The following is a 20,466-nucleotide window of genomic DNA, read 5'->3' as shown; positions in this document are numbered from 1 at the left end:
GACCCGGGCCTTGTTTGTTGTCTAGACCTCTTTATGCCTCCCGTGCCCGTTGCGTGCCCGATGGAGTTTGGGCCGCCTCACGGTGTGCCCGTACGCGAGCGTCCAAGGCGGCGGCGATCTCCTTCTGACGGTCAAGGTTGGAGTGCTGGTAGATCAGCGCGGCCCGCTCAGAGGACTGGCCGGCACGGACCATGGTGTCCTTGAGCGTCGCTCCGGATTGCGTCGAGAGCGTGTGTCCGGTGTGACGAAGATCGTAGAAACGGAAGTCGTCGGGAAGTCCGACTTTGCCCCGCGCCCGTCGCCACTTCCGCCCAAAGGAGGACCGCCGGAACGGCGCCCCCTTCTCCCCGACGAACAGCAGCCCGTTGGGCTCCTTCTCGGCGAACCACTTCAGGTGGCGCTCCAGGTCCTTCCGGAGGAAGCCGGGCAGGACGATGAACCGCTTTCCTGCTTCGGATTTGGTGTCACCGACGACGCGCCGCCCGGTCGTCAGCTCGGGAGCGGCCCGCCGAACCCAGACGCCCACCGTTTCGAGGTCCACGTCAGGCCGCCGCAGCTCGGCTTGCTCCTCCGGCCGCGCAGGCCCGTACGCCGCGATGTAGACCATGAGACGCCAGCGGGGACCGATAGCGTCCGCGAGGGCGTCCACCTGGTCCACGGTGGCGATGGGCCGCTCGGGAGCCGACTCCTGGCCCGCCCCTCGAATCCGGCACGGGTTGCGGCGAATCAACTCGTCCTCAACCGCGGTTTCCAGGATCGCTTTCAGCAGCCGGTAGGACTTGGCGACTGTCGTGGCCCCAGTCGCCTTCAGCCGCTCAGTGCGCCATGTACGCACCCGGGGAGGCGTTATCTCGTCCAGGTCCCAGGCCCGGAAGGTGGGAAGGATGTGGAGCCGCAGGAGGCGCCGGTACAGCTCCTCCGTGGTGGCGGAGAGGTCCCGCTCATCGACCCACTGCAGGGCGTACTCACCGAGGTTCACCGCGCCTGTGTCGGGGTCCTGCCAGTCGCCCTTGCGTACCTCCGTCTGCTTCTCGGCCAGCCAGTCATCTGCCTCCCTGGTCGTGGCGAAGGTGACGGGCGCCGGATGGTCGACGCCATCGGGACCGAGGTAGCGCGCCTGATAGCGGCCGGAGGGGAGCTTGCGAATTCGGCCGAAGTTCCGCTTCTTCGCTGGCTTCTTCTTCGGCATCAGGCAGCCCTTCCGAGACGGCGCCTCCGAGGCTGTACCGGTCGCACGGTGTTGGCGTCGATGTACTCGCGGATGACGCTTTCCGGGATGCGTACATGCCGCCCGACCTTGACGTAAGCGATGCGCCTCTCGGCGACCAGACGCCGGGGGAAACGATCGGTGGTGCCCAGCAGCTCGGCGACCTCTCTGACGCTGAGGTACCGGTCACGCATGTGTCGGATCTCCTTCCGTTCCAGGGGCGGGGGCGACGGTGGCGGCAAGCCATTCCTCAGCAGAGGTGAGGCCGGTACCGGCGTAGACCCAGTGGGCGAGGACGAGAGTGGTTTCTTCCTGCTCCAGCTCGGCGGCGACTTGGGCCCGACGCCAAGCGGCACGGGCGTCACGGAGCGCACCGAGGGTGGTTGAGTAGCGGCGGGACTTGGTGGAGAAGTGGCCCCGGAAGCCGAGCATGTGAGCCCAGGCGCGGAGCCGGAGGTGTTCCAGGTCCTTGCGGGCGCCAAGGGCCCAAGCTGTGCGGATGAGGCGGCTGATGTGCTCGGGAACGTCGATCTGAGCGAGTTCGGCGATAAGCCGTATCGGCCGGTCGAGGGCCCCGGTCGCCGTCTCGGCGCCTTTGGTGGCGTACTTGGCGATGTACGCGGCGACCGCCCGATCGGTCAGCGCTGTGCCGCCGTCCAGCTCGGGCCCACGGATGGGCCGCACGTCGAGTTCACGCCCAAAGGCGAAGCGGTGGGACCGGCCAGCGATCACCGGCCCCTTCACCTCAGCCTTTGCTGAGGCAGCGCGGATCGCGTCGGTCAGCAGCTCGGTGGTGGCCCAGGCCGGCGGCGGTGTGTCACCTCCCTCCCGGCCGTCCAACCGAATCACGGCATGGAAGTGAACGGCACCGCGCTTCTGGTACTCGGCGACTTTGGCGAAGGACAACCGAGCATGGTCACGGAAAGCCCGTTGCGTGAGCCCGGCCCGCTTGGCGACCTCCCGCCGCAGGTAGATCGAGAACCGCCGCCACAAGGGCCCGGCGTGGGCGTTCCAGAGCACCGCGGATTCGTAGTCGTACGTGTCCGGGTTCAGCGGAGCGCCAAGCGCGTCGTCGTCCTGGTCGTGGCGGACGCCGCAGCGGCAGCGGCGGACCGTGCCGCCGGGGCCGGTGGGTCGGTTGTGCACCGGGCCGAAGCTGGGGGCGGTGAAGGTGGCGAAGACGCGCGGGTGCGTGGCTACCTCCTCGGGGGTGCCTTTGCCGCCGCGTAGTCCGGCGGTGATCAGTTGGAAGGTGTCACGGCGGTAGGTCTCGGCGCAGGCCGGACAGCGCGTGACGCGGCGGTTGTTGCAGCGGACCAGCAGATGCCCGGCGGGCAGCTCGGCGGAGTCCAGGTGATGCAGGACGCGGCCTATCTCGCCGGTCTGCCGGTCGACCTGGTGCTCGGTGCGGTGGCCGTCGAGGCGGATCGGATGGGTGCAGCCGCCGAGGCCGGAGAGTTGGCGGAGCAGGGCGGGCATGGTGCCGAGTGCTGCCAGGGTGCCGAGTTCGGGCAGCGGTGGCGGGGTGGTGCGGGTGATGATGGGGTCTCCTCTTTCGGCTCTTGGGTCGGGAGGGGTTGGGCTGCCGGGGCGGCGGATGCTTGGCGGTATCGAGGCCGCCCCGGCAGTCGTGTTGCGGTTCAGCGGCGCCGCTGGTTGCTGAGCAGTGAGCGCATGACGACGGCGGCGACCGCGACGGAGATGGCCGTGACGGCGACGGCGGCGAGCAGGGCCGTCAGGACGATGCCGACCGTGACCACGGCGGCGACGGTCCCAGCGCTGAACCCGGATGCCACCCGGCGGGCGGGCGCAGGCGCGGGGGCGGTGTGCTGACAGGGGCAGGCCGGGGCGTGCCCGTGCTGGACGGCCGGGACGCTTGGGCTGATCACGTGGGTGGAGGGCAGAGTGGGGGCTTCGGGGAACTTGGGTCGGAACACGGTGGATCTCCTCTCAGCTACTCGTCTAGGTGAGTGGTGTTAGCGGTTGACGACGTCCACGCCGGAGCGCGTGCCGGATTCGATGACCGGGGCGAGGACGGTGTGGGAGAGCCAGAAGCCGAACAGGGCGATCACGACGACGACCCAAACGCGGACGCCGAGGAACTTGATGGCGAACCAGGTGATGCCCCCGAGGACGAAGACCAGAGGCAGGCTGACAGTCACGGACGGATCTCCTTCAGCGGACGGGGCAGCGGTGGGTACGGGCGGCCAGCTCGGCGGCGGCCCGGGTGTCGTAGTCGGCGGAGAAGTCGCAGCGCGGTGCGATGCATACGGCGGCGTGCTTCTCGCGGCCCCGCTGGTCGTAGGCGGTGCCGACCCGGACGGGGCCGATGCGGGCGATGTTGCGGAAGCGGCGGAGCGACATGGGACTCCTCTCAGAGACGGGCGGCGATGGCGTCGGCGAGCGGCGCGGGGACGTTGAGACGGGCGCGCAGGGTGCCGGGGTCGATGGGTGAACCGGTGCGGGCGTGGTGTTCGTCGGCGAGCTTGCGCGCGTGGGTGACGAGCGCGGCCGGAACGTGTGGGACAGGTAGCTGCGGCTTTTCACGTTCCGGTTCGGCGGGTGGCCCCGCGGTTTCCTGTTCGGCCGGGACCGACTCGGGTTCAGCCGGTGCCGATGCGGGTTCGGCCACTGGTGCCGTGTGTGCGAGCAGGGTTCCGCCGAGGAAGGCGACAGCGGGCCATCCAGCGACGAGGATGCGCAGCCACGCCGGTACGTCGTCCAGGTCGAGCAGCCCAGCAGTGGCGACGTTCGCCCCGAGCGATGCGACCAGGGCAACGACGAACCAGCACCACCCAGCCGCCTTAGATGATCCGGACCGCAACCGCCGCCAGGCCGCCACGAGCAGCAGGTCCACGGAGACCGGATAGGCCCACGCCTTCCACCCGGCTTGACCGGCCGCCGAGGCGAGGTCATGCAGGTGTGCGAAGGACAGCGCGGCGGCGATGACCGCTTGCACAAGCACCGCGTCGACACGCGCCAGATGAGCGCGCATAGTCTTCCTTCCCGGTCAGTTGGCGCCCTTGAGCGCGTCGGCCCTGTTGCGGGCGATGGCAGCGACCTCAGCGGCGTCGGTGTCACCGGGGCTGTCGGCGGCGATGCGTTCCAACAGGTCTGCCTTGCGGCTCATGAGGTCGGCGAGGTCGCCGTTTCGGTGTTTGCGGTAGTTGGCCAGGTCGGCGATGAGGACGGAGACCTCAGAGATCGAGGGTCGGGACATGGTCGATTCCTTCCGCGTTCAGGCATGGCGGGGGTAGGGACTTGGCGCGATACGGTCGCGCCGACCGTGCGACGAGGGGGTTACTCGGCAGCCGGAACCGGCTTGACCAGCGAGACGGGTGCGCTCGCCGGGGTGGCCGGCACGGCGGGCCGGAACGGCTTGAGCGCGGGCAGGTCCGGCACCAGGTGCGCGGTGCTGCGGCAAGCGGCGGCAGCGTCGGCGAGGGACAGGTAGGGGGTGCGGATGCGGGACCAGCCGCCGGACGTGTCCCCGGCGACCGCGAGGCCGGGCCGCTCGGGTGCGATGGCACAGGCCGCGCCGACCGCTTCCGGGGCGATGTCGCCGAGCGCCATCTTGGCGGAGGCTTCATCGTTCACGCGGTGGCAGACCCGCCCGGTCAGCTGAGCCCGGAGCATCGTCGCGCCCTTGCCCAGCTCGGCGCCGAACCTCTGCCCGCACACCTCCAGGTAGATGCCTGCCGCGCGGCCGAGTTGGGCGAGCCGGATGAGCTGGGTGACCATCTCGTCCCGCCGTTCCTCGTCCTTCCTTGTGGCGATCAGGAACAGTTCGGCCACCTCGTCCACGAGCAGCACCACCGGCACCGGCCGCTCACCTTCCGGGAGCCCCCAGATGTCGGAGGTGATCTCCTCATCCGGAGTGCTCGGGGCGATGCCCTGCCGAGCCTTGATCAGGTCGTACCGGTTCTCCATCAGTTCAACGAGCACCGGCAACAGCTCGGCCGCCTGCTCAGGATCGGTGGCCAGCGCCGACAGTCGCGGAGCGACCGGCGCCAGTTCCACACCCCGTTTGCAGTCGATGCCGACCAGCGCGACAGGTTGCCGTGCCAGGCCGGTGATCAGGTGCCGCAGGAACATCGACTTCCCCGACAACGTGGCCCCGAGGGTGAGTTGATGTGGGATGGCCCGGTAGTCCCGTACGAACGGCGTCGCGTCCTCCCGCAGCGCCACCGGCACCTTGAGGAAGCCACCCGCCATCTTGCGAGGCATCCTGACCTTCCGCAGGACATCGAAGCCGATCAGCCGCAGCTCCACGACGCCCGGCTTGATCTCCTCGACGTATACGCCGTGGACGCCCCAGGCGTGCCGGAGCCGTTCGGCCGAGGCCGCCACGTCGGCGGGTTCCTGTCCCGGGGCCAGCCGGAGCCGGACCCGAAGCCCGGTCGACGTCGGCCGGATGATCCCGCGTCGCGGCGGGACCGGCCGGACCTCCCTGTGGGTGAGCGCGTGTACGGCCCAGGCCCGGAGCCGGGACGGTGGCACGGTCAGCCCGCAGGCATCCATGACCGCCCCGTACGAGCCGAGCAGCTTCACGGTGGAGACTGGCAGACCAACGGTCGACCAGTAGGCGGCCGGGTGCTTGGCCCGGAGGTAGGCGGCCCCGCCAACCGTCGCGGCAACGGGCCCACCCACCTCCAGCAGTGTCGTCACATCGGTCATCAGGCTCAGGCCCCCGCACCCACAGGTATGGCGGCCGGGGCGATGGCGTCGGCCCGGAAGGCGATGCCGTGCCGCTGCTGCCCGTTGAACACGCTCTCCCAGGGCCGCGCGACCAGACCGATCAGCGTGACCGGCGAGCCGAGAGCCAGCCCGTCGGTCACCCCGCTCTCCGGCACGGTCACCTGAATCAGGGAGGACTCCCCGCCGTCGATGTAGACGACGCCCAGGCGCATCAGGGCCTCACCGCTCTGGGCATCCTTGGCGATCTCGCCGGTCTGCCGGTCCTTCACCTTCGGCTCCGGCGCCTCGGTCAGCAGGATCGTCGCGGTAGACGTCTCAACACGGATGGAACGCAACTTCTTCTCCTTCTCTCACTCTTCAACCATCTAGTCATCTAGATGAGTTGCTGTCCTCCGACCCGAACGGGCGGGAACGGGGACCACCATGCCACACAACTTACCCACTCGTCTATACGAGTATGTGTCTTGGTGTGTACGAGTTGAGAGAAGCGGCCCACGACGGCCGCGCAGCGCGCCATCCGGCGAGCCCGTCAGGTGGCAGGCAGCTGGTAGGAGAGGACGTACGCGTCAGCGGCCATCACGGTGTCGCAGACTTCCACCGCCCGCCCCTCAGCGTCGAAGGCTGTACGGATCAGATGGATCACCGGGACACCCGAGGCCAGATGCAGGGTCCGCACCTCGGCAGGCGAGGGCATCCGGGCGCGGATCTCCTCGTCAAAGTGGTCCAGGCGGTGACCCATCTCCTCCAGCCGGGCGTAGATACCGCCCGGGCCAGGGTTGGGCTGGGCAATCGGGGTGTCACGGGCCAGGTCGAGCGGCAGGTAAGAGGTAGCGAACTCCACCGGCCGCCCATCGAGCAGATACCGGCGCCGCCGGGCGAGCACCTTCCGGGGTGAACCGAGCCGGGCGGCGATGTCCTGCGAGGGCCGCTCCTCCTTGACCTCCAGGCTGTCCACCTCGGGACGGCTTCCCGCGGCTTCCGCCTCCACCGTGAACGCCGACTTCCCCTGATCACGATGACGCCGCGCGAACCGGTCCGAGGCCAGACGCCGCACCGGTGGCCGGGGCCGGACGAAGACCCCCTTGCCGTGCTCGGAGACGGCGAGCCCTTCTTGCTGGAGCAGGGCCAGCGCGTTGCGGACGGTCATCCGTGAGACGCCGAAGTGCTCGACCAGCTCAGTCTCCGAGGGCAGCTTGTCACCCTCCTTGAAGCGTCCCTTGTCGATCGCTTCGCGAAGCCGGTCGGCGATCTGCCGGAACACAGCCCGATCGCTGGTCGGGTCCAGCGCGCCCAGGACGGAAGTCAGAGAAGGCATGATGTTTGTACTCCTTTAGGTGTCTAGACGAGCGGCTGACCCTGGTTGCTACGGTGGAGAGCCTAGCCAGCCGAGAGGGCAGAGGAACGTGAGCACTGATCGCCCGCACTCCGTGAGCGTCGCCGGGGTCATCGTCGACGACGCTGGCCGCGCGTTGCTGATCAAGCGGCGGGACAACGGTAAGTGGGAACCGCCCGGCGGCGTGCTGGAACCCGGAGAAACCATCCCCGACGCTCTGCAACGGGAAGTCCTTGAAGAGACCGGCATCAAGATCGCGCTTCCCGCGACCCTCACCGGCGTCTACAAGAACATGACCCGTCTGATCGTCTCCATGGTCTTCCGCTGCGAGGCGATCGACGGCACCCCGACCACCGGAGCGGAGACCCGCGCCTTGCGCTGGGCTACCCGCGAAGAGGTCATCGAACTGGCCGACGAGGCGTACGCGATCCGCGTCCTGGACGCGCTCGACAACACCAGCCCGCCGGCCGTCCGCGCCCACGACGGCGTTCGACTCATCTAGCACGAACCCATAGCCCATGGCCGCCTACCAGCACAGAGGAACTTGTATGCACGAGTATATGAGTAGCGTTCGTGCCTGGGGACTGACTTGCCCAGGATTCCCAGAAGAGATCGGCCGCGCCCGTCGCTGGACCCGCGACATCCTCAGTGACCACCCATGCGCCGAGATCGCGACGCTCATCGTCAGCGAACTGAGCACCAACGCCGTGACCCACACCGCCAGCGGCAAGCCCATGGGCACCTTCCACGTCGCACTCGCCCTGTCCGCACAAGTCGTCGCGATCTCCGTGACCGACGACGGAGGCCAGCCGGGGAAGCCTCACCCAATCGAGCCGGACCAGGACGCCACCCACGGCCGGGGCCTGAGCATCGTCATGGCCCTCGCCAACCACCTCGGCATCACAGGCGACGAACACGGCCGCACAGTCACCGCCGAACTCCTCGCACCGGCCGCAGCAGCACTCACCCCAGAAGGGGAGGCCCGATGACCACGCCACCGACCTCAGGCCGCAACGACGGCTGGGAGATGGACCAACTCCACCGCGACGAAATCACCGTGGCGATGAACTGGGTCATCCGAACCTGTCAGCAGATCGTCCGCGAACGCAGCCACAAGACCTTCTGGGCCCCGGCCGGCACCACCGATGGCATCCCATCCCCGGAACAGCTCATGCAGACAGCCCGCCAGGACGTACTCGACAAGCTGCAACGCATCATCGACGGCGCCCAGTTCGTCATGAAGGACATCGAGCACCAACGTGCCAAGCGCAAGCAGTGAGTTACAACCTTCTCTACGGGTTCAAGGCGCCGCGCAAGCGCGGCGCGGCACCCACCCGGCCCGCGCGCCGCCGCTCCTGCCTGCGTCCCGCTCCGGCGCCCGGCCCGCCCGGGTGCCGCGTGCGACAAGCGGCGGCGATAACCGTCAAAGACGGTGCCTCCGGCGGGGGCGCTCAGGCTCCGGGATGGATGAAGCGCCATACGCGGGTGCCGCCCCGTAGTGGCGTGCGTGGGGAGCTTCCATACCGTCTGCCGTCGACCCAGGCAGAGCCGAGCAGACGCGGCCCCTGGCGTCCAGGTCGTTCGTACAGTGGCGCGCTCCACCTGGACGCCAGGGACCACGCCCGCTCCACGGTGTGTGGGTCGACGGCAGACGGGATGGAAGCTAGGGCCAGCTGGTGTGGGAGCTAGAACCAGACGCAGACGTTGTGACGCGATTCATTCGTTGTCTCGTTCAGCAAAGAGAGAGATCTGCCCTTCAATTGGCGCACGAGAAGGACGCACGAAATCGGAAATCGGCCCCAAAGTGCGTACAACCGTCGCGTCATACAGCCAGCTCAAGTTTCCTTCTTTTTCGAGCCGCCCACTAACCTCTAGCGCTAGATCCTCTTCGTGAGCCCTAACAGCCTCATGATACTCATCCTCGTCTGACAGGCGAACGCGAACCTTCTTGGTCCGCCCGCTCGACAAAGAATCGAGACCAAAAACGCCAGGGCTTCCCGCTTGCTTCTTCGCTAGCAGGTGAACTCTACCTATCAAGGTTGACACCTCAGAGGAAGCATCGGCAGCCAACCTCGTTGCCGCCTTGCTCAAAGGATCAACGTCAGACCCCCGGAACTCAAAGCGGGAATCAAGCCCGCCTGGAGGAGGCGTAACAGGATCCCAATCAACACTAATATCTGCGCCATCGGAATTTTCTGCAATTCCGAGGATTGCACTAGCCATCTCGTAGGAGATTCCCTGAGTGACTCCGGCTTCGAACCCCGAAAGTGACCCACTGGCGCGGTAGTGTTCCAGCGCCTCCGCAGTCGCTTGCACAGCCCTCACCACCGCTTGGCTCACGTCCCTGACGCTGGCCAGCCCCAGCTCAGGAACTGCGAAGGCGGGCGTGTCCGCAGATCCGGAAAGCGGAACTCCAGCATTCGGCGGCGCGTAAGCGGTGATGATGTAACTACCGGGAGCCGACTGCCCCATGAGCACTTGATCGAGATATCTATGAGCAAAACGGCCGTGCTTATTCACGAAATGACGGCCAGGGCCCATGTAAGACTTAGCCCCTGCAATAAGCGTCCGGCGCGCAGATTCAACAAGACGCTCTCCACTCTTCCAGGCGATAAATCCACTCGGCGCCGAAGATTCCTTTCGGAATTTAAACTCGTCCGAAGCGTCCACAATCAAACGAGGGTAGATCGACCTGATCCAGAAATCTCGATCCTGGGACAGTTGCAGCAGGGCCGATCTCATGGCGTCGACGAATTCGGGTGCGCCCTCATCAAGGGGAAGCATCAGGCTGGTGTTCAACCATGCATCCGTCAACTTTGGAGGTGTATAGCGAGAATAGATCCCCCGCCTGCCGCCAATACGCTGCCAGCCGGCTTCCTCTAGCAGGGCGCTCAGCTTTCCTGGGTCAACCCGCGCAGGGAGCGTGACGCTCGACGTATCAGTCATTCAGCGGTTCACCCCTGTCGACTTTATCCAGGATCTCCGAGAGAGATTGCGCATCCACCCTATTTTTGGTCGGGATATGCACCGTCGGCTTCTTTACCAACGGGTCAACATGGACCCCTTCCAAAGATACCCAGAAGCAAGATCGTCTAGTCCACAGGCCGTCGTGCGTAACCTCGGTCCACTCTGCCTGACGAGGCGGCGCAGTCATAACGACCAAAATCGCCTTTGGGTACTTACGCGGCTTCACCAAGTGATCGAAGTACTGACGCTTGGTGAACTGGTAGCTGAAGTACTCCCGTGACTGGTCAGGGACAATCCGGGTGGTGCACTTGAGCTGCGCCAGGACCGCAGACTCCTCATCCAGGGGGTCGCTCGGCGGGCGAATTAAACGAACGTCGTAGCCATAGACGTCAACCGGCACGATCTCGACCGCAAGACCAGCCGTCGCTGCCACGGACTTGATGTACCCCTGCTGGAGCTGCTCCATCATCTGAGTGACGTAGCGCATGTCCACGGCCTCGATGTGGCTAGCGCGCGGCTTCCTGCCGTCCGCAGGCTCCGTTGCCCTCACCACGCCGCAGTGCCCCTCCCCCGACGGTTGAGGTTTTAGGCTAAATCACCGGAGGGCCCCGGGCCAGGGACTGTCTGAAAGTCATGCCCAAACAGTAGAACGAGGCACTGACAGCGGCTAGTTGATGACACGAAGGCGCCGCAGTGAGCTCGATGGGGATGTCCAGGGCATCACGGTGCTGGCGTGGCCCGTAGGCCCGTCTCATTCAGCCCCGTTCGCGGCCGTTCAGGCGAGGCCCGGAGCCGTCACCGCGCGGACAGCAGCCGTCCATGAACGCAGGTGAACGGCCCTGTACACGGCCCCATGAGGTACCAACAGACTTGGAAAGCGTGTGGACCAGCCCCTGTACGGCCCAGACATCGACCCGTCGGGGTCCCATCGACGGACTACGTTGTCGTCGTGGACGAGGAACCAATCACCATCAAGCTCAGTCGCGATCAAGCATTCGTACTGTCGGACTGGCTGTACAAGGTCATGTTCAAGTCCGACGAACTCAGCGCCATCGTCAAGGACCCAGCCGTGTGGTCTCCGATCCACGCCATCTCGGGCTCTCTCGACAAGGCGCTGGTGGAAATCTTCATGCCCGACTACGAGGCCCGTCTCTCCGCAGCCAAGCGACGCCTCCTCGACTCCATGGGAAGCGAGGACGACGAGCTCAGGGGGGTCAACGACCCGGACCCTGCTTCTGCGTAGTCCTCTTCACACTTCGCGTCGGTCCCATGCCCTGTGGGCTTGGCTGCCCGCTGATCCCACACGGTCAAGGTCCGCTGCGCAAGGTTGTCGCCGTATGGGCCCCTCCCTAGCGCGAACCTCTACCCCGCCCTTGCCCCGAACTGGCACCCGTTCCGGGAGCAATCGCGAATCCTCCAGGTCACGGTCCTTCGCGTGTCACTCCGGCCCAGGGTTTCGTACACGAGCCCCCACTCTTAGAGTTACCTCCACGAAGGTGTACCGGAGGGATGGAATGGACCCGATCGTCTTAGCAGCAGGGGGCGCGCTGGTCAGCGCGATGGCCACGGACGGGTGGCAACATGCCCGTGCTGCCGTGGTGGCATGGTTCCGCCGGCACAACCCGGAGCAAGCAGACAACATCTACGCTGACCTGGAAGTATTGCGTGGCCAGGTAGCGGCCGCTCGGGCCGAGGCAGACCAAACCACCGAACAGACGCTGGTGCGCGCCTGGCGCGCGCGATTGCAACAGCTCCTCGATGGCGACCCTGAGCTGGCGGTCGAGCTGCGGCGGCTACTGGAAGAGCACATCAACCCGGGCCCGTCTCTGGAAGAGCGAGCTCAGGTCCGTTCCGTCGTCATGCGGGCAGAAGCCCACGACAACTCGCGGGTCTACATGGCTGGGCGCGACCAGTACATCACCGAGGGCTCGTGAACACCCCGGGGCACGACAGCGGCCGCGCCCCGGACCATATCGAGGTACATGCCCACGACCACTCTCGGGTATATGTGGCCAATCGCGACTTGCACCAGACGATTGTCTCGGTACCGACACCGGTAACCACGCTGCGCACACTGCCGCGGAAGCTCGCCTACTTCACCGGCCGAGGCAGTGAACTGCACCGGCTTCTGCAAGCCGTCGGCCCACACCCCGGCCAGACAGTAGCAATCCATACCATCAGCGGAATGCCCGGCGTTGGAAAAACTGCGCTCGCCACGCACGTCGCCCATCTGCTTTCCAACCGCTACCCCGACGGACAGCTATTCGTACAGTTAAATGCCCATACCCCTGGCCAGCGTCAAGCTGACCCCGCCAATATCCTAGCCACACTCCTGACAAGCAGCGGTATTGCCCCGCGACATCTCCCCGACGGAATCGATGCACGCGCCGCACTATGGCGCAACCACCTGGCCACCCGGCGCATTTTGCTTGTGCTGGACGATGCGGCCGACTCCGCCCAGATCGAGCCCCTGTTGCCTGCCAACGAGGAGTGTCTAGTCCTAGTCACCAGCCGCAAACGTCTACTCGGCCTAGACGGCGCTGTTCCTCTATCGTTGGAATGTTTGCAACCCGACCAAGCGGCGTTATTATTCGGTCGCCTGGCCAATCGCAATCCCACTTCTTTGGAAGGCAAGGCGATAGCTAGCACGGTCCGACTGTGTGGCTACCTACCCTTGGCAATCACGCTGCTCGCTGCCCAGCTCGCCCATCACCCTCTTTGGGATATCAACACGTTTGCAGACAACTTCGCCACTGCCCAGGATCGGCTTGGTGAACTTGAGGCTGGCGACCGAGCCGTGACTGCCGCCTTCCGTCTGTCCTACAAGGCGCTGGACCCACATCAGAAGAATCTCTTCCGATGCCTTGGCCTACACCCTGGTCCTGAAATTGACGCTTATGCCACCGCCGCCCTCGCAGATATTTCAGTTAATCTGGCCCGCCGTCGCCTGAACGCCCTCTACAAAGATCATCTCGTCGATGAATCCACCGCTGGCCGCTACCGCCTCCATGACCTTCTTCGCACCTACGCCCGCGACCTTGCCGTGCAAGTCCCGGCTAGGGACCGTGCACTCGCCACCGATCGTTTGCTGGCTTACTACCAACACGCTGCCGAGGCTGCTGACCTCTACCTCGCTGACACCGCCCGCCCAGGCACGCCTACCCCAACCCCAGCCTGCCCCACAGTGCCCCGCCTGACTACCCGGGAAGATGCTCTGCTCTGGATGCGCACAGAACGCCCAAACCTGTTTGCCTGCGTCGAGTACGCCACCACACGCGCGCAGCCCTCTCGGGTGATCCGTCTCGTCGCCGCCATGGCCGCCTTCCTCCGCCGCGAAGGACCCTGGCCGCAAGCCATCGCTCTCCATGAGACGGCTATTCACACATCAAACGAGAGCGGTGCACGCCTTAGCAAGGCCAACGCCATGTGGGATTTAGGGCGCGTGCAGTACTTGGTCGGGGCATACGATGCGGCAGCCAAACTACTAGAAGAGTCACATAGTCAATACAGCGTACTCTGCAGTCGCCTCGGTGAAGCCAACGCCCTATGGGATCTCGGACTCCTGCATCGCCTAACCGGGAGATACGACCTGGCGATCAAGCTACTAGAAAAAGCACGGATCCAATATCACTTCATTGGCGACCAGATCGCCGAGGCAAATGCCCTGCGTGACCTCGGTCGCGCCCAATGCATGGTCGGGAAATATGAGCCAGCCATCGCTCTTATGGAGAAGGCACTAACCTTATACCAGACTGGTGGCGATCGGTTCGGCGAAGCCAACACGCTACGGGCTCTAGGCCGCGCACTGTGTTCAATCGGGGACCATGATAGGGCGATCAGCCTACTCGAGAAGGCGCGAGCCATTTACAAAGATCTCGATAACTCATTTGGCGAGGCCAATGCTCTAAGGGGAATGGGGTTGGCGCAGCGCGAGGCGAAAAATTATGAGACAGCAATCGACCTGGCGGAGCAGGCGCGAAGCCTGTACAAAACCCTCAGTAATCAGCTTGGTGAAACAAATACGCTTCATGATCTCGGCCGGGCGCAATACTTGGTCGGAGATGTCGACAGGGCAGTGACCCTAATGAAACAAGCATTGGACCTGTACGAAATCCTGGGAAACCAATTAGGTAAAGCGGAAGTTCTAAACGGGTTGGGGAAAATCCTGTCTGACTCCTCCCAGCCTGAGAAGGGTATCGCTCTACACCGGGAAGCCCTCCAACTCGCACGCAAACTCACCCACCCCTTAGAGGAAGCACACGCGCTTGAAGGCGCAGCTCGCTGCGCGGCACGCACTGGATCGAGACAGACGGCTCTCGTCGATCTTCAAAGTGCAGTGGAAATCTACAAGCGAATCGGTGCAGCCGAAGCATCAGCCGCCATGGCATTCCACAAGGCCCTACAGATCGATACCTCGTGACATACGACAAGCGTGCCCGATACGTGCCCGATCGGGCGGTGAACCACGGTCAACCAGGGTCTTCTACGAGCTCAGCTACGCCTGGAGGAGCCGCTCATTTCTGCAGGTCAAAGTAGGTTCCTGGCTCGCGAGGCCCTGTGATTCCCAAGCTCAGAGCGCGGGTTCGATTCCCGTCACCCGCTCCACGACGAAGGCCCAGGTCAGCGACCCAGGGCCTTGTTTGTTGTCTAGCCCTCCCCGTCCCCACGCGCCAGCTCCGCACCAGAAGCGCTGCCAGCGACCCTCGCTCGGTCCGCCCGCACCCGAGCGTCCAAGGCAGCGGTCAGATGGTGTTCCAGGTTCCTCTTCATGAAGCCCAACAAGACAATGAAGCGCTTCCCTCCCTCGGCCTCGTGTCCCGGCCCCATGGCGTCAGCCAGCGTGTCCACGTGGCCCACCGCCGCTGTGGGACACCCCGGAGCGCTTTCCTTCCTCGCCCCACGGATGCGGCCACGGGTTACGGCGGATCAGCTCGCCTTCGGTCGCCGTCTCCAGGATGGCCTCAGCAGCCGGTACGACGTGGCGACCGTCGTCCCTCCGCGGGCGCGAACGGTTGTCTGCGAGATCGTCCCGGAGACCCATGACACTCCGGGAAACTGGCCCCATGACACAGTCGCCGTATGAGCACGTGATCCCACCACCTGTCACACCATTACGCGGGGACGAACCGATCATCGGGGTGCCAGGTATCGCCGTCGCCGACTTCTGGCGCTTCGCCATGCCCGACCTCAAGGTCAACAACACCCGCGGCTTGTTCGCCGAGTTCCTCGTCCACCATGCGGTTGGGTCCCGCCAGCCCCGAGTGGAATGGGCAAGCCATGACGTGGAAACTGACGACGGACTGCGCATCGAAGTCAAGACCAGTGCCTACATGCAAGCATGGGAACAATGCCGCCACTCCGACATCCGCTTCAGCGGACTGCGAGCCCGCACCTGGACACCCATGGCCGGATACTCCGGCACGAAGTCCTACAACGCCGACGTCTACGTGTTCGCCGTCCAGACGGCACGCGACCACGCCGCCTACGACCCGCTCGACACCGCCCAGTGGGAGTTCTACGTCGTCGCCCGCCCCACCCTGGAAAAGCTTGACGTAGACAGCCTGGGACTGGCAGCCGTCCGCACGGCGGCAGGCGAACCGGTCGACGTTCACGCTCTCGGCGACCGCATCCGGGGCCTCGACCCACGCCCCAGCAGGAACGCTGGGGCCTCCGACCATGGGCGATGAGTCGCTCGAATGGGCAGGGGTCCAGGCCAGCGGCCCTCAATATTGATTTCATTTGCGCAACTTTCATGAATGAAAGTATCCTCAGGGCAAGTGTCCATCTCAGCTGAGCCGGGAGGCGAGATCGCCATGGACGGATTTGTGGGGCGCCGAGCCGAACTCAACCTCCTGGACGAACTGTTGGCCCCCGTGCGCACCGGAGGGCGCGGTGGGCGAAGAGGCCGCGCCGTGCTCATCCGGGGGCGTCGGCGCGTCGGCAAGTCCCGCCTGGTGGAGGAATTCCTGGAGCGGACCGGACTTCCGCACGTCTTCTTCACCGCCGTCGGCGGCTCCAGGAAGGAAGACCTCGCGGGCTTCACCGCCGAGCTAGCCGCCTCCACCCTCCCCGAGGCCGCGCGCTTCGGGGACTTCGCCAGCCCCCAGACCTGGGACGCCGCCCTGAGCCTGCTCGCCGGCGCGCTGCCCACTGACGCACCGAGCATCGTCGTCCTCGACGAGATGCCTTACCTCGTACGCGAGGACCCCAGCTTCGAGGGCGCGCTGCAGAAGACATTCGACCGGACCCTGTCCAAGCTCCCCGTACTGCTCATCCTCATCGGCTCCGATCTGGCCATGATGGAGCAGCTCAACACCTACGGACGGCCCTTCTACCAGCGCGGAACCGAGATGGTCGTCCCCCCGCTCAATCCGGCCGAGGTCGGCGCCATGCTCGACCTGCCCCCGGCCGATGCCTTCGACGCCTACCTGATCAGCGGCGGACTGCCGCTGATCCTCGAAGAATGGCCACACGGCGCCGGACTGTGGGACTACCTGGGACAGGCCCTGCGCCGCCCGACCTCGGCCCTGCTCGTCAGCGGCGAGCGCACTCTGGCCGCCGAGTTCCCCACCGAGGCGCAAGCCCGTACCGTGCTCGGCGCCATCGGTCACGGGGAACGCACCTTCACCCTGATCGGACGCGCCGCCGGAGACCTCAACCCCGGCTCCGTCAAGCGCTCCCTCGAACTGCTCACCGCACGCCGCATGGTCGCCGCCGACGCACCGCTGTCCACCCGGCCCAGCCGCGAGACCCGCTACCGGATCGACGACCCGTACCTGCGATTCTGGCTCTCCTTCATCGGCCCGGCCATCCCGACGATCGAACGCGGCCGCGGCGATCGCGTCCTCGCGACGATCCGTACCAGCTGGACATCCTGGCGGGGCCGCGCCATCGAGCCCGTGATCCGCGACGCCCTCTGGCGCTTGGCCGACGACCGTCTACCCGAAGGCACCGACGCCATCGGGGGCTACTGGACCCGCACCAACGACCCCGAAATCGACATCGTCGGAGCCGACCGCTCCCCCATCGCCAAGAAGATCACGCTCGTCGGTTCGGTCAAGTGGCTGGAGAGCAAGCCCTTCGACTCTCGCGACCTCGCCCGCCTCATCACCCACCGCTCCCAGCTGCCGGGCGCCGACGACACCACCCCCCTGCTCGCTGTGGCCCGCAGCGGCTGCACCGCCGAAGGCATCCCACACCTGACCCCGGACCAACTCGTCAGAGCCTGGACATGACAACACGGTGGCCCAGGCCAGGGGCTCGCTTCCCTGACCTGGGCCACCGTGTTGTCTAGGCCGATTCAGGAACCGCGCACGGCTTGCACTTCGGATGAAAGGCACCGTGCCAGATGCGTGCCAGAACAAACGGGGAGCCATGGTCAACAGCGGTCGGTCCGCCGTCTCGCCCATGACGGGCTGAACGGCTCTTCCCGCAGGTCATAGCCGACGGCAGGTCGTCCGAGCCGGTGATTCCCAAGCTCGGAGCGCGGGTTCGATTCCCGTCACCCGCTCCAGTAAAAAACCCCAGGTCAGCGACCCGGGGCTTCTTCGTTTCCCGGGGCCGCTGACGTCTCCGTCAGCCCGCGACGACGCGCCGAGATCCGGCCCAACGCGATCACACTTGAGCTAAAGCGATCGAGACGCGTCGGGTGTTGTGTGGGGGACGAGGCGCGGGCGTAGGCTCAGCCCAGCGACCGCAACAACGGCCAGGCTCAGGATGATCACGCAGACCGCCGCCCAGGAGACGTTTCGATGACCGAACAGCCTTCTGCCCCCGACGGGCCCTTGATCCCCATGCCGGCGCTCACTCCGGCAGCGCTCCGCGCAGCGGTCGCCCAGATCGCCCCCGCCCAGCTGCCTTCCTTCGTCGAACACCTCGACCGCGCAGTTGAACAAGCCGCTGCTCAGAGCACGATCGCTCCACTGCGCACCTTCCTGCAGTGGTGGGGCGAATTCGTCGCCATCCAGCGCTACCCGGCCCGCGCTGCACGCCTGCGCGAATTGGAAGCCGTAGCGGAAGAAGCAACGGACCGCGAGGCCCTGCGTTCCGCACTCGCCGAGATGCGACAGATCACAGAGCTGGCGCACCACGAGATCTCCGCGTGAGCGATAACTGGACCTGGGACCAAGCTCAGAGCGCGGGTTCGATTCCCGTCACCCGCTCCACGACGAAGGCCCAGGTCAACGACCTGGGCCTTGTTTGTTGTCTAGACCTCTCTAGGCGTCCCGTGCCCGTTGCGTGCCAGATCAGGCGCCGGGCATGCCGACCGGTCGCCTCGTGTCGGCGTTCAACTCCCTGGTGCCCTCGGCTGTGTGATCAGCGCCGCCGAGAGACCACATCAGCCATGCTGAAATCATGAGCAGGTATACAGCGGCGAAGCCGTACGTACTGCCGGAGTCACTCGCCGAGTTGGACGGGCCGACAACTGGTGGCGTCACGCTGCCGCGCCACATCGACTGGGGACCGCACTACATCTACGACCTGGCCGACGAGGCAGACTTCCGGCTGATGTACGAGCGTGTCATCCGCGAGGCTCAGACTCGTGACGACCTCAACGCGTATCTGAACGCGACATCGCTGCGGCGGGTGTGGTGTGGCCTGTTCCTCCCCGTTGCAGTCAAGACCGCTTGGGGAACCCGATTCCCTGAGCTCCGTGAACACGGCGCGACGGCAGCCGCGGCCTAGTGGGCGAACTGCACCCGGCGGCTGATCCTCCACGATTCGGGCGCGCTGAAACCAGTCACTGGCAAGATCCGCACGTCGGCGGAGGACAGCCACTGGCAACGTCGACGGCGCTCAGCAGCCCGCCGAGTGAACTTAAGCGGACGAGGGCATCTCCATGCGCACGAGCAGGACGGACACGTACCGTAGGACGCACAGCGGACTTGCCGATCCTTCCTGGAGACCGCGATGACCACGCAGCCCGAACATCCGATGCACGACATCGCTGACAGTGATCCGGAAGCCCACCGCATCGCCCAGCCGGCGAGCACGCCTGAGGAACTGCGCACTGCTCTTGCGCTGATCGCCCCGGACGCACTGCCGACATTTGATGCCGAGCGCGCCGCGGCACTCCGGCAGTCCCGGGAGCAGGTGAGCGCGGCGCCCATGCGTCGCTTCGTCGGGCAGTGGGCCGTCTACGTCGCCGTCGAGCGCCACCCGGACCGAGCCGCCCGCCTGCGGGCGCTGGAAGCCCGTGCGGCCGAGACCGACGATATCCACGAGGCTCGCGAACTTGCGGCGGAGATCGGCCGCATCCTTGACGAAGCATGCGCTGAAGCCGGCATCGACCAGGAGCAGGGAGCAGCGTGAGCGACCGGGACCCATGGCGTTGGGAGTACGACCCGGACGCCGAGCACGTCGTGTCCGGTCTGCCCCCGCAAGTGGTCGCCGAGGTCGAACGCCTCGCGGGAGAAATGGTGGCGCTGGCCGAGGTCGGCGTTGACGTCACGGATCTCGGTCAAGGACCGCGACGGGGCGTGCCGGGCGGAGTGCGGCGCATCCCCCTGCTCGTCGACGGCTGGTTCTACGCGCTGCCCCTCCCCCGACTGCGCCTCATCGCGATCACGCGAGTGATCCCCCCATTCTCCGATCTTTAGCGAGGTGAACAGATCTCGCTGCGAGGGACTGGACCTCGGCGCGGACTGGTCGACAGTGCGTCCGTTTCCGCACCAGATGCGCACCAGATAGAGCGGTGAACAGCGGTGAATGACGGGTGCTGCGGCGGGCGCACCAGCCCGCCGTCAGCACTCGTTTACGCTGGTCAGCGGCATGATCAGCGCCGAAGGCCCGGTGATTCCCAAGCTCAGAGCGCGGGTTCGATTCCCGTCACCCGCTCCACGACGAAGGCCCAGGTCAGCGACCCGGGCCTTGCTCATCGTCCAGACCATTCCCTCCTCACCGATGGCAAATTGCCCTTTAGAAGCTGTTGCCTTTCCGGGCTTGAGGACGGCGTTTTCGCTGGTCGGGCATAGGGACGATGATCCTGTGGGAGTGGTGGTCTGTCGTGTCGCCGCTGCTGTGGAGGCCATGGATGCCGTCGGTCGTGGGGCTGCTGGAACAGCGCGAGCTCGTCGCTCGCCGTCGCGTGGACGAACTGCGGGAGGAGGCCGACCGCATCCAGGCTGAACTGGCCGTGGCCGAGCGGGACTGGAAGGAATGGGCCATCGCTCGCTCGCGGGTGGGTGAGGTGCTTGCTCCGGCAGACGAGACCGAGCATGGCCATGACCAGGCCGACCAGGCCGACCGGACAGCACCGACC

At 65.8% G+C, this 20,466-nt stretch carries 25 protein-coding genes and 1 pseudogene; 13 read left to right on the top strand and 13 right to left on the bottom strand.

The window, feature by feature from the left end:
- Positions 1 to 31: 31 nt before the first annotated feature.
- From ACFZDL_RS31065 to ACFZDL_RS31015, 11 genes are all read right to left on the bottom strand, one after another.
- Complete coding sequence (locus ACFZDL_RS31065) at positions 32 to 1,189, bottom strand: tyrosine-type recombinase/integrase (RefSeq protein ID WP_353594002.1); 1,158 nt, start codon at positions 1,187 to 1,189, stop codon at positions 32 to 34.
- Positions 1,189 to 1,401, bottom strand: coding sequence for an excisionase family DNA-binding protein (locus ACFZDL_RS31060; RefSeq protein WP_089504727.1), 213 nt, complete (start codon positions 1,399 to 1,401; stop codon positions 1,189 to 1,191). Before ACFZDL_RS31060 ends, ACFZDL_RS31065 begins: the two co-directional genes overlap by 1 nt.
- A complete protein-coding gene (locus ACFZDL_RS31055; RefSeq protein WP_353594003.1) occupies positions 1,394 to 2,686 on the bottom strand; it encodes a replication initiator in 1,293 nt (430 codons plus the stop codon). The genes ACFZDL_RS31060 and ACFZDL_RS31055 overlap by 8 nt, the downstream gene beginning before the upstream one ends.
- 161 nt (positions 2,687 to 2,847) lie before the next feature.
- Positions 2,848 to 3,144, bottom strand: coding sequence for a hypothetical protein (locus ACFZDL_RS31050; RefSeq protein ID WP_353594004.1), 297 nt, complete (start codon positions 3,142 to 3,144; stop codon positions 2,848 to 2,850).
- A gap of 39 nt (positions 3,145 to 3,183) precedes the next feature.
- A complete protein-coding gene (locus ACFZDL_RS31045; RefSeq protein WP_311729190.1) occupies positions 3,184 to 3,369 on the bottom strand; it encodes a hypothetical protein in 186 nt (61 codons plus the stop codon).
- 13 nt (positions 3,370 to 3,382) lie between these two features.
- The gene (locus ACFZDL_RS31040) at positions 3,383 to 3,571 is read right to left on the bottom strand and encodes a mobile element transfer protein (RefSeq protein WP_353594005.1); all 189 of its coding nucleotides are present in this window, start codon (positions 3,569 to 3,571) and stop codon (positions 3,383 to 3,385) included.
- Between the two features lie 10 nt (positions 3,572 to 3,581).
- On the bottom strand, positions 3,582 to 4,202 hold the full coding sequence (locus tag ACFZDL_RS31035) for a DUF2637 domain-containing protein (protein WP_353594006.1): 621 nt from the start codon (positions 4,200 to 4,202) through the stop codon (positions 3,582 to 3,584).
- Positions 4,203 to 4,217: 15 nt separating this feature from the next.
- Positions 4,218 to 4,427 (bottom strand): hypothetical protein, encoded by a 210-nt coding sequence (locus ACFZDL_RS31030; RefSeq protein WP_353594007.1) that lies wholly within the window; start codon positions 4,425 to 4,427, stop codon positions 4,218 to 4,220.
- An 80-nt stretch (positions 4,428 to 4,507) separates the two neighbouring features.
- Positions 4,508 to 5,884 carry an FtsK/SpoIIIE domain-containing protein gene (locus ACFZDL_RS31025; protein ID WP_353594008.1) on the bottom strand — a complete coding sequence of 459 codons (1,377 nt, stop codon included), beginning with the start codon at positions 5,882 to 5,884 and terminating at the stop codon, positions 4,508 to 4,510.
- 5 nt (positions 5,885 to 5,889) lie between these two features.
- On the bottom strand, positions 5,890 to 6,240 hold the full coding sequence (locus ACFZDL_RS31020; RefSeq protein WP_353594009.1) for a hypothetical protein: 351 nt from the start codon (positions 6,238 to 6,240) through the stop codon (positions 5,890 to 5,892).
- A gap of 194 nt (positions 6,241 to 6,434) precedes the next feature.
- Positions 6,435 to 7,220: a GntR family transcriptional regulator gene (locus tag ACFZDL_RS31015; RefSeq protein ID WP_065962457.1), complete on the bottom strand. Its 786-nt coding sequence runs from the start codon at positions 7,218 to 7,220 to the stop codon at positions 6,435 to 6,437.
- 112 nt (positions 7,221 to 7,332) lie between these two features.
- On the opposite strand from ACFZDL_RS31015, the gene ACFZDL_RS31010 reads away from it, so the two are divergent.
- The 3 genes from ACFZDL_RS31010 to ACFZDL_RS31000 are packed head-to-tail and all read left to right on the top strand — an operon-like array spanning position 7,333 to position 8,517.
- Positions 7,333 to 7,740 carry an NUDIX hydrolase gene (locus ACFZDL_RS31010; protein ID WP_353594025.1) on the top strand — a complete coding sequence of 136 codons (408 nt, stop codon included), beginning with the start codon at positions 7,333 to 7,335 and terminating at the stop codon, positions 7,738 to 7,740.
- A 46-nt stretch (positions 7,741 to 7,786) separates the two neighbouring features.
- On the top strand, positions 7,787 to 8,227 hold the full coding sequence (locus tag ACFZDL_RS31005; RefSeq protein ID WP_353594026.1) for an ATP-binding protein: 441 nt from the start codon (positions 7,787 to 7,789) through the stop codon (positions 8,225 to 8,227).
- Positions 8,224 to 8,517, top strand: coding sequence for a hypothetical protein (locus tag ACFZDL_RS31000; RefSeq protein WP_353594010.1), 294 nt, complete (start codon positions 8,224 to 8,226; stop codon positions 8,515 to 8,517). The genes ACFZDL_RS31005 and ACFZDL_RS31000 overlap by 4 nt, the downstream gene beginning before the upstream one ends.
- 437 nt (positions 8,518 to 8,954) lie before the next feature.
- Here ACFZDL_RS31000 and ACFZDL_RS30995 read toward each other — a convergent pair whose 3' ends face one another.
- Together ACFZDL_RS30995 and ACFZDL_RS30990 are read right to left on the bottom strand one after the other, a co-directional pair.
- Positions 8,955 to 10,037 (bottom strand): hypothetical protein, encoded by a 1,083-nt coding sequence (locus ACFZDL_RS30995; protein WP_353594011.1) that lies wholly within the window; start codon positions 10,035 to 10,037, stop codon positions 8,955 to 8,957.
- 139 nt (positions 10,038 to 10,176) lie between these two features.
- Positions 10,177 to 10,692, bottom strand: a complete 516-nt coding sequence (locus ACFZDL_RS30990) for a DUF4365 domain-containing protein (RefSeq protein ID WP_245738062.1) — start codon at positions 10,690 to 10,692, stop codon at positions 10,177 to 10,179.
- Positions 10,693 to 11,154: 462 nt separating this feature from the next.
- Here ACFZDL_RS30990 and ACFZDL_RS30985 point away from each other — a divergent pair, with 462 nt between their 5' ends.
- The 10 genes and pseudogenes from ACFZDL_RS30985 to ACFZDL_RS30940 form a co-directional block, all read left to right on the top strand.
- Positions 11,155 to 11,448: a hypothetical protein gene (locus tag ACFZDL_RS30985; protein WP_353594012.1), complete on the top strand. Its 294-nt coding sequence runs from the start codon at positions 11,155 to 11,157 to the stop codon at positions 11,446 to 11,448.
- 271 nt (positions 11,449 to 11,719) lie between these two features.
- Positions 11,720 to 12,139 (top strand): hypothetical protein, encoded by a 420-nt coding sequence (locus ACFZDL_RS30980; protein WP_353594013.1) that lies wholly within the window; start codon positions 11,720 to 11,722, stop codon positions 12,137 to 12,139.
- Entirely contained in the window at positions 12,136 to 14,625 is a 2,490-nt protein-coding gene (locus tag ACFZDL_RS30975) for a tetratricopeptide repeat protein (RefSeq protein ID WP_353594014.1), read from the top strand. Before ACFZDL_RS30980 ends, ACFZDL_RS30975 begins: the two co-directional genes overlap by 4 nt.
- A 643-nt stretch (positions 14,626 to 15,268) precedes the next feature.
- Complete coding sequence (locus ACFZDL_RS30970; protein WP_353594015.1) at positions 15,269 to 15,892, top strand: hypothetical protein; 624 nt, start codon at positions 15,269 to 15,271, stop codon at positions 15,890 to 15,892.
- A gap of 126 nt (positions 15,893 to 16,018) precedes the next feature.
- Positions 16,019 to 17,440: a DUF234 domain-containing protein gene (locus tag ACFZDL_RS30965; protein WP_353594027.1), complete on the top strand. Its 1,422-nt coding sequence runs from the start codon at positions 16,019 to 16,021 to the stop codon at positions 17,438 to 17,440.
- 516 nt (positions 17,441 to 17,956) lie between these two features.
- A complete protein-coding gene (locus tag ACFZDL_RS30960; RefSeq protein ID WP_346174583.1) occupies positions 17,957 to 18,310 on the top strand; it encodes a DUF6247 family protein in 354 nt (117 codons plus the stop codon).
- A gap of 250 nt (positions 18,311 to 18,560) precedes the next feature.
- The gene (locus ACFZDL_RS30955; protein ID WP_353594016.1) at positions 18,561 to 18,890 is read left to right on the top strand and encodes a hypothetical protein; all 330 of its coding nucleotides are present in this window, start codon (positions 18,561 to 18,563) and stop codon (positions 18,888 to 18,890) included.
- Between the two features lie 225 nt (positions 18,891 to 19,115).
- Positions 19,116 to 19,517 (top strand): DUF6247 family protein, encoded by a 402-nt coding sequence (locus ACFZDL_RS30950; RefSeq protein ID WP_353594017.1) that lies wholly within the window; start codon positions 19,116 to 19,118, stop codon positions 19,515 to 19,517.
- Positions 19,514 to 19,804 carry a hypothetical protein gene (locus ACFZDL_RS30945; protein WP_089504746.1) on the top strand — a complete coding sequence of 97 codons (291 nt, stop codon included), beginning with the start codon at positions 19,514 to 19,516 and terminating at the stop codon, positions 19,802 to 19,804. Before ACFZDL_RS30950 ends, ACFZDL_RS30945 begins: the two co-directional genes overlap by 4 nt.
- Positions 19,805 to 20,238: 434 nt before the next feature.
- Positions 20,239 to 20,466: pseudogene (locus tag ACFZDL_RS30940) on the top strand (hypothetical protein); the annotation flags it as partial.

The organism is Streptomyces sp. NPDC007917, assembly GCF_042959105.1.
In the GTDB taxonomy this organism is placed as follows: Bacteria; Actinomycetota; Actinomycetes; order Streptomycetales; family Streptomycetaceae; genus Streptomyces.
This window is presented reverse-complemented; position numbering and strand designations above follow the sequence as displayed.